The organism is Rheinheimera sp., from assembly GCF_030690345.1.
Lineage (GTDB): Bacteria > Pseudomonadota > Gammaproteobacteria > Enterobacterales > Alteromonadaceae > Alishewanella.
Map to the genome: position 1 here is coordinate 742,815 of NZ_JAUYGV010000001.1, position 13,473 is coordinate 756,287.

Consider the following 13,473-nt stretch of genomic DNA (forward strand, 5'->3'; position numbering starts at 1 on the left):
TTGCTACCTGCCCTGCATCAACTGCGCTATTAACCATTGCTGTAACACCGGATGCAGAGTTTGCCGGCTGATTGAATGGGAATATAGTAAAAAATGCGCCAGGCCTTTAGTATCACTTCCGCCCTTATACCGTTGGGCCAGCAAATCTGCATCCAGGTGTCTTGTGTACTCCCCGGCTATCGATAATGAAGGTAAGATGAGTTGTTGCAGCATAAGCCACAACGGGTGATGTGCAATACCACAGGTTAATACCGACAGCAGCGGATTACGGGTTACAAAACGCTGAACCCGTGCTACAACAGCAACAGCTTTATGCTGCTTTAACAACTTAGGCAAGCGATGATGCCATACCAGACCGGCTTGTGCAGCGCGCATCATGGCAGGCTCGAACATTAATAAATGCAGGCATAACGCCGCCAAGTGGTTATTTGAAGGAACGGCTTGCATACGGTTTATATCAGTACACAAACGTGCTGCCAACAGCTCAAAACCCGGCGTAACCTGCCGGTCAAAAGGGTCCAGCTCAGTAATATCCAGCTCAGTTAAAATGTCTGCCCACGCTAAATTACTTTGTACCTTGGGTGATTGGGCTGTCATTGCTACCACTTCCAACTGCTGCTGCAAATACAGCCGCAGCAAACTTATTATGGTGCTGCCATCTTGCTTGTCATTCAACGTTAAAAACGACCGTAAAACATGCAGTAGCGCACTGCATTGCTGTAGCCAACGTAACAGAGAATGCTCGTCTTTATATACTAACGCTGCAGCGGCATCAAATGTTTGCTGTACTGCCTGACGCAAACTCTGCAACTGCTGTTGCAGTGCGCCGGCAAAGGCGCCGGGGTTTAAACTATCTTGCTGTGGCGACGTTGCCATGAGCGCGCTGATGAAATGAAGCGCACTGTCCAGGCAGGTAATCAGTTGTTGTAAAAAGTCGTACAACGCAATGATAAACCCCGTTGACAGTTTAATACTGTAGGGCCGGAACACCCACCGCCAGTAAGAAATACTCCGCAACGCTTGCAACTGACACCACGGGATCGCTTTAAACTTCCTGCTCAGCGCAGCAGTATGCTGCACAATATCACTCTGAACTGCATCAGACTGAGCCAACTGCACCATGTCCTGCAATGACACAACGGCAGCGAAACGCTGCGTTAGATCATAACGATTGAACAGGTTTATTGCTTTAAACCCCAGGGCCCAATGCAGTGTCGCCGGTAAGTGCTGATAGGAGTAAAACGGCGTTGACAAATAACATACGCTGGCAAACAGCCAACCCGGAGGCCACTCAGTAAGCTCAGCAGCGCGACGCATTATTTCGTTCGCAATGTTGCCACCATGTGAATGTCCGATAAGGTGAAAATATACCGGCGTCTTTAAATAACCGGAATAATATGCAGCTTTGCCGTTAGCGCCACATAAACGCTCAGCCAAATAAGTGCCGGCAATCCGACGCTTTGCTGCAGTATTATCACCACTCCAGCCATGAGCATCAAAAATAGCCACATTAGCAAACTGCTGCGTAACGTGTTTTAGCGCTTGCATAAACTCCGGGTATTGCTGCCAGTAATTATTGTCACCATAACTGGCCGCACGACCGCCACTAATATTAAAAGGATTAACAGTACCCGCCAGCATCACGATAATATGCTTTGCTCCTGTCCGGTTGCTACCCATTGCTTAAAGCCCTCAGTCTGCACAATACTGAGCAAAGCTTACCGGCAATATATTCTGAGCTAACCAGGAAACGCTTCCCGCGCGCAGTGCCGGCAGTTTCGCTGTACAGCTGCGGCCTTAATTCATTTTACGCACTAGTAGCGTGACGGCTGTCAGCTGACTACACTTGAGCTGTCATGACAGCGAAATCGCCGCATCTGCATCGCGGAGCAAACCTGATCCAAATGTTGGACCCTTTGGCCACAAACTGGAATCAGACTTTGCCTGCACCTGATAATACGGTAACCGGTAAACTGGTTGCTGCACTCGACTTTACCCTGTTAAATCAGCTGTTCGAAAACTTTTTACAGGTAATGGATATTCCCATTGCGCTGATCGATTTGCACGGCAAAGTGCTGGCGTCATCGCGCTGGCAACGTGCCTGTATTCAGTTTCATCGTCAGGCAGAGCCGACACTGCAACGCTGCCTGGAAAGCGACCGTGACCTGGCGTTGCAACTGCAGCAAGGCAAAAATTACTCAATCTACCGTTGCCGCAATGGTCTGACCGATTGTGCCACGCCGATTATTATGGACGGTGAACATATCGCCAATTTGTTTATTGGTCAGTTTTTATTGCATGAACCCGACCCGGCTTATTTTAGCGCCCAAGCTGCAGAAGCCGGTTTTAATACAGCTGACTACCTTTCTGCCCTGGCCGACGTGCCTATTGTTGACGAAGCCAAACTGCCGGCGATGTTGAATATGCTGGCTTCTTTAGCACAACAAATCACCGAGCTGAGTCTGGTTAACTCACGTTATCAGCAGCATCTGCAGCACACTGAGCAACAGGTACTGCAGCGTACACAGCAGCTGACACTACAAAATCAAATTTTAAGCCAGATCAGTGAAGGTGCGGCGCTAAAAACGGTATTACATAATTTGGTTACTCAGGTAGAGCTGCTGCACCCCAACATGCTGTGTTCAATTTTACTGTTGGATGAAGGCGGCACGACATTACGTCATGGTGCCGCGCCGTCAATGCCGGAAGCCTATAATCAGGCATTGGACGGCATTACTATCGGTGTTGGTGTCGGCTCTTGCGGCACCGCCGCCAGTACCGGTGAAACCGTGATCGTAACGGATATTAACAGCCATCCATACTGGCAACCCTATCAGGCACTGGCTCAGTTGGCAGATGTTAAAGCCTGCTGGTCACAACCGGTAAAAAATGCCCAAGGTAAAGTATTGGGCACTTTTGCTATCTATCACCATCAGCCAACTGAGCCATCAGCTGAGTTACTGGAAAAGATTAAAACCTATGGCAATTTGGCTGAATTGGCGATTAGCCGCAGCCTCAGTGCCACGCAAATCCGCCAGCTGGCGTTTTATGACAGCCTTACCGGATTAGCCAACCGGCGCTTACTGGAAGAGCACTTGCTGCAAGCCATGGCGTCAAGCAAGCGTAACCAACAGTACTGCGGCCTGATGTTTATCGATCTGGATAATTTTAAACCGGTTAACGACATCTACGGCCATAAAACCGGCGATACTTTACTGACTGAAGTAGCAAGACGCCTGCAATCTGCTGTGCGCTCTGCAGATACCGTGGCCCGCTTTGGCGGCGATGAATTTATTGTGTTGTTACGCGATATTGATACTGATGCCGGACGCAGCAAACTGCATATGCAGCAAATAGCCGGCAAAATTGCCCATGAACTGGCGCGGCCCTACCCCTTGTCGGACCACAGCATGCATCAATGTGCCTGCAGCATCGGCCTGGTATTATTTTTGGGCGAGGCCAACAGTGATGATTTACTGCGGCAAGCCGACAGCGCTATGTACCTGGCCAAACGCCAGGGCCAGAACCAACCTTGCTGGTTTAGCCCGCCATAAAGCTGCACTGCCGCTTTACGGCGCAGCACCAGACAAAATCATCGCAATAAAGTGTAACAGCCTTTGTCTGTGTCTTGACAAGCAGCGCTCTGACACAGACTATAAACCCCGTCTTACGTTTAACACTTCTGTTAACATTACAATAAAAAGAGTCGCTATGAAAAAATCCATCTTAATGCTGGCCTTAGCCAGTAGTTTCGCTATCGCTGATGAAGGCATGTGGATGCCGCAGCAGTTACCGCAAATTGCCAACGAGTTAAAAGCTGCCGGCTTGCAACTGGACCCGGCCAGCTTGTCTAAACTAACCGAATTCCCTGCCGCAGCTATCGTTAGCCTGGGCGGGTGTTCAGCGTCTTTCGTGTCGCCAAATGGTTTGGTCGCCACTAACCATCACTGCGTATACGGCAGCATTGCGCACAACTCCACACCGGAAAATGACCTGCTGGCGAACGGCTTTTTAGCCAACACCCCGGCGGATGAAGTTGCCGCCGCACCGGGTAGCCGTATTTTTGTTACCAAGGCCGTAGATAATGTCAGTGATAAAGTCATTGACGCTGCCACCGCCAAACTAAGCGGCAAAAAACGTATTGATGCCATTGAAGCTAACCAAAAAGCCATAGTCGCAGAGTGTGAGAAAGACGAAGGCCATCGCTGTACAGTAGCAGCCTACTACGGCAGCCTGGAGTTTTACCTGATTAAGCAGCTGGAAATTAAAGATGTGCGCTTGGTACACGCCCCGGCTGAGGGTGTGGGCAAATTTGGTGGCGACACCGACAACTGGATGTGGCCGCGCCACACCGGCGATTACAGCTTCTACCGCGCTTATGTCAGCCCACAAGGCAAATCGGCAGATTACAGCGTGGATAACGTACCCTATAAACCGGATTATCACTTAACCCTGGCCAAAGACGGCTTAAAAGAAGGCGATTTTGTGATGGCGCTGGGCTACCCTGGCCGCACTAACCGTCACCGTTTGCCAACTGAAGTAAGCGAGACCTTTGAGTGGGCCTACCCTAATACCGTAGCGCACTTTAAAAATACGCTGGATATTATTGGTCGCGAAACAGCGAATGACAAAGACGCTGAGCTGAAATATGCCAGCCGCGTGGCCGGGTTAAACAACTATATGAAAAACCGTCAGGGCATGCTCGACAGCTTTGCCGGCAGTGATTTTTTAAGCCGCAAACAAGCTGAACATGCAGAACTAACTAAGTGGGTTAACAGCAGCCGTGATAATAAAAAGGCTTATGCCGATGATTTAAAAACTATCGAAAAGCTGCTGAAACAGCGCCAGGAAAAAGATCGCAAAAACTATCTGCTGGATAATGCCAAACCCCGGTTGTTAACGGTCGCCGGCGCTTTGTACCGGTTGGCTGAAGAAGGCACCAAGCCGGACGCCGAGCGTAAAGCCGGTTTCCAAAGCCGTGATTTACCGCGCTACAAAGGTTTTGTAGCAGGCATGGCGCGTAACTTTGCTGAGAGCGTAGAAAAAGCACTCGACTTATACAACCTTAGTAAATACGCCGCTCAGCCGAAAAAACTGCGCGATGCGGAGTTTGATAAAGTTATGGGCATTAAAGATGGCATGAGCGAGCAGCAGCTGAGCACATTGATTAACAGCTGGTACGCTAATAGCGGCTTAACAGACGCGGAAAAACGTACGGCGCTGTTGGAGATGACCCCGGAGCAGTTTGCCCAAAGCGATGATGCCTTTGTTAAAGCAGCAGTAGCGCTGCACAAATGGCACCTGAAGCAGGAAGCGGCAGAGGAAGAGCTGGCCGGTAAAATTCAACAAGCCTATGCCAGCTATATGCGGGCTAAAATTGCCTTTATGCAGTCTAAAGGCCAGGCTGTTTACCCGGATGCTAACAGCACCCTGCGCGTAACCTACGGTAATGTGAAAGGCCGTGGCCACGGTAACGAAGACGGCAACGCCTGGGCAGCCTTTACTACGCTGCGCGGTATTACGGCCAAAGCTACCGGAGAAGGTGAATTTAACGCACCGCAAAAACAACTGGATGCGATTAACGCCAAACAATACGGCCCTTACAAAGTAGAGAGCTTAAATTCGGTGCCGGTCAATTACCTGGCCACGCTGGACATTACCGGCGGCAACTCTGGCTCAGCGGTGCTGAACGGCAAAGCAGAACTGGTTGGCCTGGCGTTCGACGGCACGCTGGACTCGATTATTTCTGACTGGGATTACAACCCGGACAACACCCGCTCTATTCAGGTCGATCATCGTTTTATGCTGTGGCAAATGCAGCTGGACGGTGCTGATAACCTGTTAAAAGAAATGGGTGTTAAGTAGCCGATTAAGCGGAACCTGCAAGCGAGCAGAGGTTTACTCTAAGCCAACCGTTGCAGGCCAGGATGGCCGAATCGAGCCCCCAGGGAAGGGTTTACGGCGTGTTGGCGTGAGTAAACCGGCGCGAACATTACCCGTAAGCCAGCTGCAAAGCTGGCTTTTTTATTGCTTTTCCAATAACTCTGCCGCCAGCCGGACAAAATCTGACGACGTTAAAATACCTTTTAGCTTATTGTTTTCGTCTACTACCGGCATGCAACCATGGCGGTTTTTAACAAAAAAGCCGGCCACTTCTTTTAACGACTGCTCAGGCGTAATGGCTGCAAAATCGGTTGCCATCATATCGGCCACCAGTTGCTGTTTTTCTTTGCGCTCCAGCGCAGTGGCGCCGAACTGCGCCATTAAGCCCATTACTTTGGCGACCATAATTTTCTGCGTCAGCATGCCCACCAGTTCGCCTTTAGTGTCAATCACCGGAATATGGCGGATATTTTTTTCCCGCATTAAATCATGCGCATCTTTTAAACTGGCATCCCGCGTTACACACAGCGGATCTATCGTCATTAATTGGGCAACAGTAGTGATAGCCATACATAGCTCCTTTAGCAGCATCTGAGTAATAACTAATAGATATAGCGAAAAACGGCTGCCGCTGCACCGAACTGGATCAAGTTTTTCTGCGTACGGTGATTAAAACCAGCCAGTTTTGCGAAAACTAAAAAATATAAATCTGATCTTATTCAGCCGGTGCGGCGTTTTTATAAGCGATTTTTATATCTAACTTTGTGCTAAAAAAGGAAACATTATGAAACTGTCACACCTTATTACCGGTTCTTTGTTACTCGGCTCGCTGCTGGTTACAGCCCAGGCGCACAATCACAAAATGAAAGCGGATATTGTTGACACTGCAGTTGCTGCCGGCAACTTCTCTACGCTGGTAACTGCGGTACAAGCTGCTGAGCTGGTTGACACACTGAAAAGTAAAGGCCCGTTCACGGTATTTGCACCAAACGATGCCGCTTTTGCCAAGATCCCGGCAGCAGATTTAAATGCGCTGGTAGCAGATAAAGCAGCACTTACTAAGGTGCTGACGTACCATGTCGTAGCAGGCAAAGTAATGGCTGCCGATGTAGTCAAGCTAACCTCGGCTAAAACCGTGCAGGGCCAGGACTTAGCTATTGAAGTAAAAGACGGCAAAGTCTATGTTAACGGTGCTCAGGTTATTGCTACCGACATAGAAACCAGCAATGGCGTGATCCACGTTTTAGACAGTGTAGTCATGCCTAAGTCTTAGTAAGATTGCTATACGTTCTCTGTGGCGGGCTTCGCCGCAGAGGGCGTTAACGAGCTGCCGACAGAGGCCAGAATAACTAAACCAATTGCCAGCCACTGCCATACTGTTAACAGCTCGGCCAGAATCAAAAAACCAGCCAAAGCCGCAATAGCCGGCTCCATGCTCATAAACACACTAAAGTTTTGTGATGTCATATTTCTAAGCGCTACCATCTCTAATGAATACGGTAAGGCGCTGGATAAAATACCCACTACCAGCCCCAACGGCAACACTTCCCAACTCAGCAGCGCCATACCCTGACTTATAGCGCCTATCGGCACCAAAAACGCTGCCGCCACCGTCATGCCCAGCGCCACCGTAATGCCGCCAGAGGCCTGCGCGTTGGTTCTTTTACCAAATAATATATAGCCTGCCCAGCACGCTCCGGCTGCCAGTGCCAACACCACACCAACCGGATCTAATGCATCCACACCGCGCATATCCGGCAACAACAATAAAATACCGGCGATGGCAAAACCGACCCAGATTAAATCGCGCTTACGCCTGGAGGAAAACAGCGCCACAGCTAAAGGCCCGGTAAACTCCAGCGCCACACCAATACCAAGCGGAATACGCGCTATAGCCAGATAAAACAAAATATTCATTCCGCCAAGACATACGCCATAAGTAACGATAGCAGCCCAGTCGCGCCTGGTATTTGGCAAGCTGCGCCATGGCCGGAACACCAGCCACAGTACCAGCGCCGAAAAACCCAACCGCAGCGCGGTAGTGCCCTCAGGGCCAATCAGCGGAAACAGCTGCTTGGCAATAGAGGCACCGGATTGAATAGTCAGCATCGCCAACAGCACACTGACAACCGCCACCAGCAAGGTGCGATTAACGGGTATCGACATAGTACGTATAACCTGCACAGAAACACGGCAAAGGGTAAGGCGTTTATTGTAGCTTGCCGGGCATGGCTAAGGTAAGCCGCACTGCACTCTGATGCGTCGTTCTTGCGTTATTACAGGGCAAAATGCCGGCCGGCATCAAGAGCGCTGCACAGAGGCTGACACCGCAGCGTCATCTGAATTTCATTATCCGGCAATATGTTAGCGGCAAATTAATAGCTGTTGTGCCGCGACAACAGTGTTGTAGTGTCGCTGGCACAGTATCTGCTTAAGCACTGTAACGGTATCTGTGCTCATTCCCCGCATTTTCTCATACCTGGGAGCATTAATATGACCGGACTACACAACCGCAGCCATCCACTGCGCGATGTACTGGATAAAGAGTTACAACAACGCACTTTTCCGGCGTTAACAGCGCCTTGCCGGCTGTGCCAGTTTATGTTGACGGTGTCGCCAGCGTCGCGCAGCAGTGAGCTGAGCTTTATGCAGCAAATGGCCAGAGCGCAAGGCAGCCATTTCAGTGAAACCGACCACGATATTAACCTGCCGTTGTTTGGCGGCACGCTGCGCTTTGAAAAACACGGTGAATTTTCCAGCTATGTGTTTATTCAGCCCGGCAGCGAAAAACAGCTGTTTGACGATCCGCTGGATTTTTTACCGCACAAAACCTGGCTGGATGAAATTCCGGGGCAAATTTTCCGCGTGGTGCAACTAAGTGTGGTGACTCCGGTGCAGCTCAAAGTGAACGGCAATATTGATAAGCTGTTTAATCCGGATAACTGTATCAGCAGCCAGTTAGCCGGGCAAAAGGCACGCATTTGGACCGACTTTCAAAAACATGCCGAAGGCGCCGGCCGCATGTTGTTGCTGGATCAGGGTTTAAGCCCGGCAGCCTTGGGCCGTTTGGTACAGCAGCTGTTTGACCTGGGTAACTACCGTAAGCTGTCGCTGTTGGGCTGGCCAATGTCGCGCCAGGCGCTGGCCAAGCTTAATCTGTTGGAGCAACAACTGTCTGATATTACCCAGCGTATTGAGCACCAACGCAGCGATGACGAACGCTTGCTGAATGAAATTACCACTATGGCGGCGCAAACCGAGCATTTAATTGCTGAAACCAGCTCGCGCCTGCAGGCCACCGCCGCTTATTATCAGCTTACGCTGGATCGGATAAAAGGCTTAAACGAAACGCCGATAGAGGGCTTGTTATCGTTGCAGGATTTTACCGAGCGGCGCTTAACACCGGCATTTCGGACCAGTGAGTCGGTGGTGTTCCGGCAAAATGCGCTGTCCGGCCGGCTGGGCCGCTCTACCGAGTTGTTGCGCACCAGAATTAACTTAAAGTTAGAGCAACAGAATCAGCAATTACTAGCCTCGATGGATAAACGCGCTAAGCTGCAACTGAATATGCAGCAAATGGTAGAAGGCTTGTCACTGGTGGCCATCAGCTACTATGCCGTGCAGTTAGCTGACAAAGCGCTGCAAGCGTTACACTATTGGTTACCCGGGGTTAATGTCAGTAAGTGGCAGAGCATCAGCCTGCCGCTGGTTGTGGTAATGGTTGGTGTTGTGCTGTGGTGGATAAACCGTCAGTTGCACCGCGAAAAGTCGGCCTGAGTGGCGGCCGCTTATCCGTTGTGTGCCGAGCGCTCGTCCAGGCATTCGTACGAGCCCATTTCAAACTCGCGGCAAATCCATGGCCTGTTGTCATAGATTGTACAGTCGAAAGTGTCGCGATCTAACGCCGAGCACCAACCATCGGCCAGCCGGCGCATAGTTTCGCCGCCTCTGGCATCCACCGCTATATGCTCTGCCGGCACTCCGGTGTCAGAAATAATCATCACTTCCAACCGGCAACAACTGGCGCGGCAGTTAGCACAACTTACCTGCGCGGCCGGCACATTTGTTATTTCAATCTGCATGTCTAACCACAATAACCCAAATTGCTGCCATCATACCCTACTGCAGCCGGTTTACCGAAACCGGTAGCAGATTTATGCTACCGCTTGAGATTTCGCCGGCTTAGTGCTTTACTTGCGATCCCCTGTCGAAATGGATCTGACATCAGTGCTGCGCTTTATTATGTTTGCCTGTTTTTTCTGCTGCAGTTTAGCCTGTATTGCTGCTCAGTCTGCTGAGGTTGACAGCAAAAGACAGCTGAAATTATCGCCCGGTGACCGGCCACAAGCGCTGCCGGCACAACCGCAACGCAAGGCCCTGCCGCAAATCGCAGTGTATAAATCATTGAAAAACGATGGTACTGCGGTGTTTTCCGACCAGCAGCCGCTAAACCGGCCCTATCAGGTGGTGCGGTTCGATTGCTTTGCCTGCGATCCGTTATCAAAAGTGAACTGGCACACTACCCCGCTCTATACCCGGCCGTATAACCGTTTAATCAGTGCTGCGGCAACTGAACATCAGTTAGACCCGGCGCTGATCCGCGCAGTGATCCACGCTGAATCAGCGTTTCGCCCGGCGGTTGTATCACGTAAAGGTGCTGTTGGTTTAATGCAGCTGATGCCAAAAACAGCCGCCCAGCTGGGCGTGGCCAACTCTACCGCGCCGGAGCAAAATATCGCCGGCGGCAGCCGTTATCTGGCGCAGCTGTTAAAACAATACAATGGGGAAATGGCGCTGGCGTTGGCGGCTTATAATGCCGGTAGCAGTAATGTGCGGCGCTACAAGGGTATTCCCCCCTTTGCCGAAACTCTGGCTTATGTGGAGCGGGTGACTATTTTACATAAGCGTTATCAGCAGGCCGGTTAAACCGCCGGCGTCACCGGCTTGGTTAACGCCGCGCGCAATATATCCTTCCACGATACCAGCCCCAGCAAATGTTTTTGGCCATCGACTACCGGTAAACAGCTGATATTGTGCTGTAATAACAGTGCGGCTGCCTGCTTTACTGTGCTGGTTTCAGTAATGGTAATGACCGGCGACACCATTACATGGTGCACTTTACGGCTACGGATCAACAAGCCAATAGCAGGTTCGGTCGCCGAGTCCATTACCGGACTCAGCTCACGAAAATAATCCTTTACTGACACTATACCTACCAGCCGGTTGCTGCTGTCTACCACCGGCACATGTTGAAATCTGGCTTTAGCAAAAACATCACGTAACGAGGCCAGGCTGGCATCGGCCGCAGTAGTTATCAGGCGGTTACGATGGGTCATAATTTGTGCAATGCTCATGTACCGCCTCCAGAGATTAAAACTGCTTATTCGTCTTTGTTTTCAAAGCCTTCAATTGTCACGCCAGACAGGAAACCGGCACCTTTGGTGTCGCCGCTACGCAACTTGATCATCAAACGCAGATCGTTCGGTGAGTCGGCATGGTGCAGCGCATCGGCGTAACTGATTTGGCCGCGCTGATACAAATCGTACAACGCCTGGTCAAAGGTTTGCATGCCCAGCTCGCGTGACTTGGTCATTACTGCTTTAATCTCACCCATTTCGCCGCGGGCAATTAGATCAGCAATCAGCGGTGAATTCAGCAGCACTTCTATTGCCGCCACGCGGCCATTACCGTCTGCCGTGGGTACCAATTGCTGTGCCACTATACCGCGTAAATTCAGCGATAAATCGAACAACAGCTTTTGGTGCATCTCTTTTGGCACCAGGTGCATAATACGATCTATTGCCTGGTTGGCGTTGTTGGCGTGCAGGGTAGCAATACACAAATGGCCGGTTTCAGCGAACGACAAGGCATATTCCATCGTGTCCTGGCTGCGGATTTCACCGATTAGGATCACGTCCGGTGCCTGGCGCAGAGAGCTTTTCAGCGCCGCTTCAAACGATTCGGTATCAATGCCCACTTCGCGCTGGGTAATTAAACTTTTATGGTGTTCATGCACAAATTCAATCGGGTCTTCAATGGTAAGAATATGCCCCTTCGCATTTTTATTGCGATAGCCCAGCAAGGCCGCCAGCGAGGTTGATTTACCGGTGCCGGTACCACCGACAAACAGCACCAAGCCACGCTTGGACATAATCACTTCTTTCATAATGGGCGGCAGGCCCAAGTCGTCTACATTCGGAATTTGCGTAACAATACGCCGCACCACCATGCCGGCGCAGTCGCGCTGCCAAAATGCTGATACCCGAAAACGGCCCAGCTCATTGGCAATAGCAAAGTTACATTCTTTGCTGGTCATAAATTCCTGCTGCTGCTTATCGTTCATCGCCGACAACACCAGCTTTAACGACGCCGCATCGGTTAGCGGCGTTTCGTCTATTGGCAGTAACTCACCGTTAATCTTCGCCGCCACCGGCATACCGGCGGTGACAAACATATCGGAAGCTTTTTCTGCCACCATTTTGTCAAGAAAGTCATCCAGTTGCATAAGCTGTTATATCCTGCCCATGGCGCCGAAAGTGTTTTTGTCCTGGGCTTTGGACGCCGCATCTTTTTGCGACACCAAACCCCGGTTTACCAAATTCACCAGACACTGATCCATGGTCTGCATGCCGTGCGCGGCACCGGTTTGGATCACTGAATACATCTGGGCAATTTTATCTTCACGAATAAGGTTACGAATGGCGGGCAAGCCCACCATAATCTCGTGCGCCGCAATACGGCCGCCACCAACTTTTTTCAGCAGCGTTTGCGAGATAACCGCGCGCAGCGATTCAGATAGCATTGAGCGCACCATGTCTTTCTCTTCACCCGGGAACACGTCGATAATACGGTCGATGGTTTTTGGTGCTGAGGTAGTGTGCAAGGTGCCAAATACTAAGTGGCCGGTTTCGGCTGCGGTCATGGCTAAGCGAATGGTTTCCAAATCCCGTAATTCACCTACGAGGATAACATCAGGGTCTTCCCGCAGTGCTGAGCGCAGCGCATTACTGAAACTGTGAGTATCGCGGTGCACTTCACGCTGGTTAATCAGGCAGGATTTGTTGTTGTGCACAAATTCTATCGGGTCTTCAATGGTCAGAATATGGTCATGCCGCGTGGTATTAATGTAGTCGACCATCGCCGCCAGGGTGGTACTTTTACCGGAACCGGTCGGCCCGGTAACCAGCACCAAACCGCGCGGGTTATCGGCAATCTTTTTGAAGATGTCCGGTGCGCCCAAATCATCCAGGGTTAACACTTCGCTGGGGATAGTACGGAATACAGCAGAGGCGCCGCGGTTTTGTACAAAAGCATTAACCCGGAACCGGGCTAAGTTAGGCACTTCGAAAGAAAAATCTGATTCTAGGTTTTCTTCGTATTCTTTACGCTGCTTGTCGGTCATAATCTCGTACACTAATGCATGTACTTCTTTGTGTGACAAGGGTGGAATATTCAGCTTACGCACGTCGCCATCGACGCGGATAAGCGGTGGTACACCGGCTGAAAGGTGTAAATCCGACGCTTTATGTTGCACACTAAAGGCCAATAATTCGGTAATATCCATGACAATTTTTACTCCGCTTTGCCAAT

General features: G+C 50.6%; 12 protein-coding genes. 5 read left to right on the forward strand and 7 right to left on the reverse strand.

The features are described from left to right. Positions 1-3: 3 nt before the first annotated feature. Positions 4-1,680: a hypothetical protein gene (locus Q8O77_RS03545; RefSeq protein ID WP_305551493.1), complete on the reverse strand. Its 1,677-nt coding sequence runs from the start codon at positions 1,678-1,680 to the stop codon at positions 4-6. A gap of 176 nt (positions 1,681-1,856) precedes the next feature. Here Q8O77_RS03545 and Q8O77_RS03550 point away from each other — a divergent pair, with 176 nt between their 5' ends. Both Q8O77_RS03550 and Q8O77_RS03555 read left to right on the forward strand, forming a co-directional pair. Next, positions 1,857-3,554 (forward strand): diguanylate cyclase domain-containing protein, encoded by a 1,698-nt coding sequence (locus Q8O77_RS03550; RefSeq protein ID WP_305551494.1) that lies wholly within the window; start codon positions 1,857-1,859, stop codon positions 3,552-3,554. Between the two features lie 157 nt (positions 3,555-3,711). Continuing rightward, positions 3,712-5,865, forward strand: a complete 2,154-nt coding sequence (locus Q8O77_RS03555) for a S46 family peptidase (RefSeq protein ID WP_305551495.1) — start codon at positions 3,712-3,714, stop codon at positions 5,863-5,865. Between the two features lie 159 nt (positions 5,866-6,024). Here the strand turns inward: Q8O77_RS03555 and Q8O77_RS03560 are convergent, their stop codons facing one another. Continuing rightward, the gene (locus tag Q8O77_RS03560; protein ID WP_305551496.1) at positions 6,025-6,453 is read right to left on the reverse strand and encodes an HPP family protein; all 429 of its coding nucleotides are present in this window, start codon (positions 6,451-6,453) and stop codon (positions 6,025-6,027) included. Between the two features lie 214 nt (positions 6,454-6,667). On the opposite strand from Q8O77_RS03560, the gene Q8O77_RS03565 reads away from it, so the two are divergent. Next, entirely contained in the window at positions 6,668-7,156 is a 489-nt protein-coding gene (locus Q8O77_RS03565; RefSeq protein ID WP_305551497.1) for a fasciclin domain-containing protein, read from the forward strand. Between the two features lie 8 nt (positions 7,157-7,164). Here the strand turns inward: Q8O77_RS03565 and Q8O77_RS03570 are convergent, their stop codons facing one another. After that, the gene (locus Q8O77_RS03570; RefSeq protein WP_305551498.1) at positions 7,165-8,049 is read right to left on the reverse strand and encodes a DMT family transporter; all 885 of its coding nucleotides are present in this window, start codon (positions 8,047-8,049) and stop codon (positions 7,165-7,167) included. Positions 8,050-8,376: 327 nt separating this feature from the next. On the opposite strand from Q8O77_RS03570, the gene Q8O77_RS03575 reads away from it, so the two are divergent. Further along, positions 8,377-9,660: a DUF3422 family protein gene (locus Q8O77_RS03575; protein WP_305551499.1), complete on the forward strand. Its 1,284-nt coding sequence runs from the start codon at positions 8,377-8,379 to the stop codon at positions 9,658-9,660. 11 nt (positions 9,661-9,671) lie between these two features. On the opposite strand, the gene Q8O77_RS03580 is transcribed toward Q8O77_RS03575, so the two are convergent. Further along, positions 9,672-9,965 carry a YkgJ family cysteine cluster protein gene (locus Q8O77_RS03580; protein WP_305551500.1) on the reverse strand — a complete coding sequence of 98 codons (294 nt, stop codon included), beginning with the start codon at positions 9,963-9,965 and terminating at the stop codon, positions 9,672-9,674. Positions 9,966-10,095: 130 nt separating this feature from the next. On the opposite strand from Q8O77_RS03580, the gene Q8O77_RS03585 reads away from it, so the two are divergent. After that, a complete protein-coding gene (locus Q8O77_RS03585; protein WP_305551501.1) occupies positions 10,096-10,809 on the forward strand; it encodes a lytic transglycosylase domain-containing protein in 714 nt (237 codons plus the stop codon). On the opposite strand, the gene Q8O77_RS03590 is transcribed toward Q8O77_RS03585, so the two are convergent. Genes Q8O77_RS03590 through Q8O77_RS03600 form a run of 3 tightly spaced genes read right to left on the reverse strand, consistent with a single transcriptional unit; the run spans position 10,806 to position 13,447 of the window. Then, complete coding sequence (locus tag Q8O77_RS03590) at positions 10,806-11,237, reverse strand: CBS domain-containing protein (protein WP_305551502.1); 432 nt, start codon at positions 11,235-11,237, stop codon at positions 10,806-10,808. The two genes, Q8O77_RS03585 and Q8O77_RS03590, sit on opposite strands and share 4 nt — an antisense overlap. Before the next feature lie 26 nt (positions 11,238-11,263). Further along, positions 11,264-12,388, reverse strand: coding sequence for a PilT/PilU family type 4a pilus ATPase (locus tag Q8O77_RS03595; protein ID WP_305551503.1), 1,125 nt, complete (start codon positions 12,386-12,388; stop codon positions 11,264-11,266). A gap of 6 nt (positions 12,389-12,394) precedes the next feature. Next, the gene (locus Q8O77_RS03600) at positions 12,395-13,447 is read right to left on the reverse strand and encodes a type IV pilus twitching motility protein PilT (RefSeq protein WP_305551504.1); all 1,053 of its coding nucleotides are present in this window, start codon (positions 13,445-13,447) and stop codon (positions 12,395-12,397) included. Between the last annotated feature and the right edge of the window lie 26 nt (positions 13,448-13,473).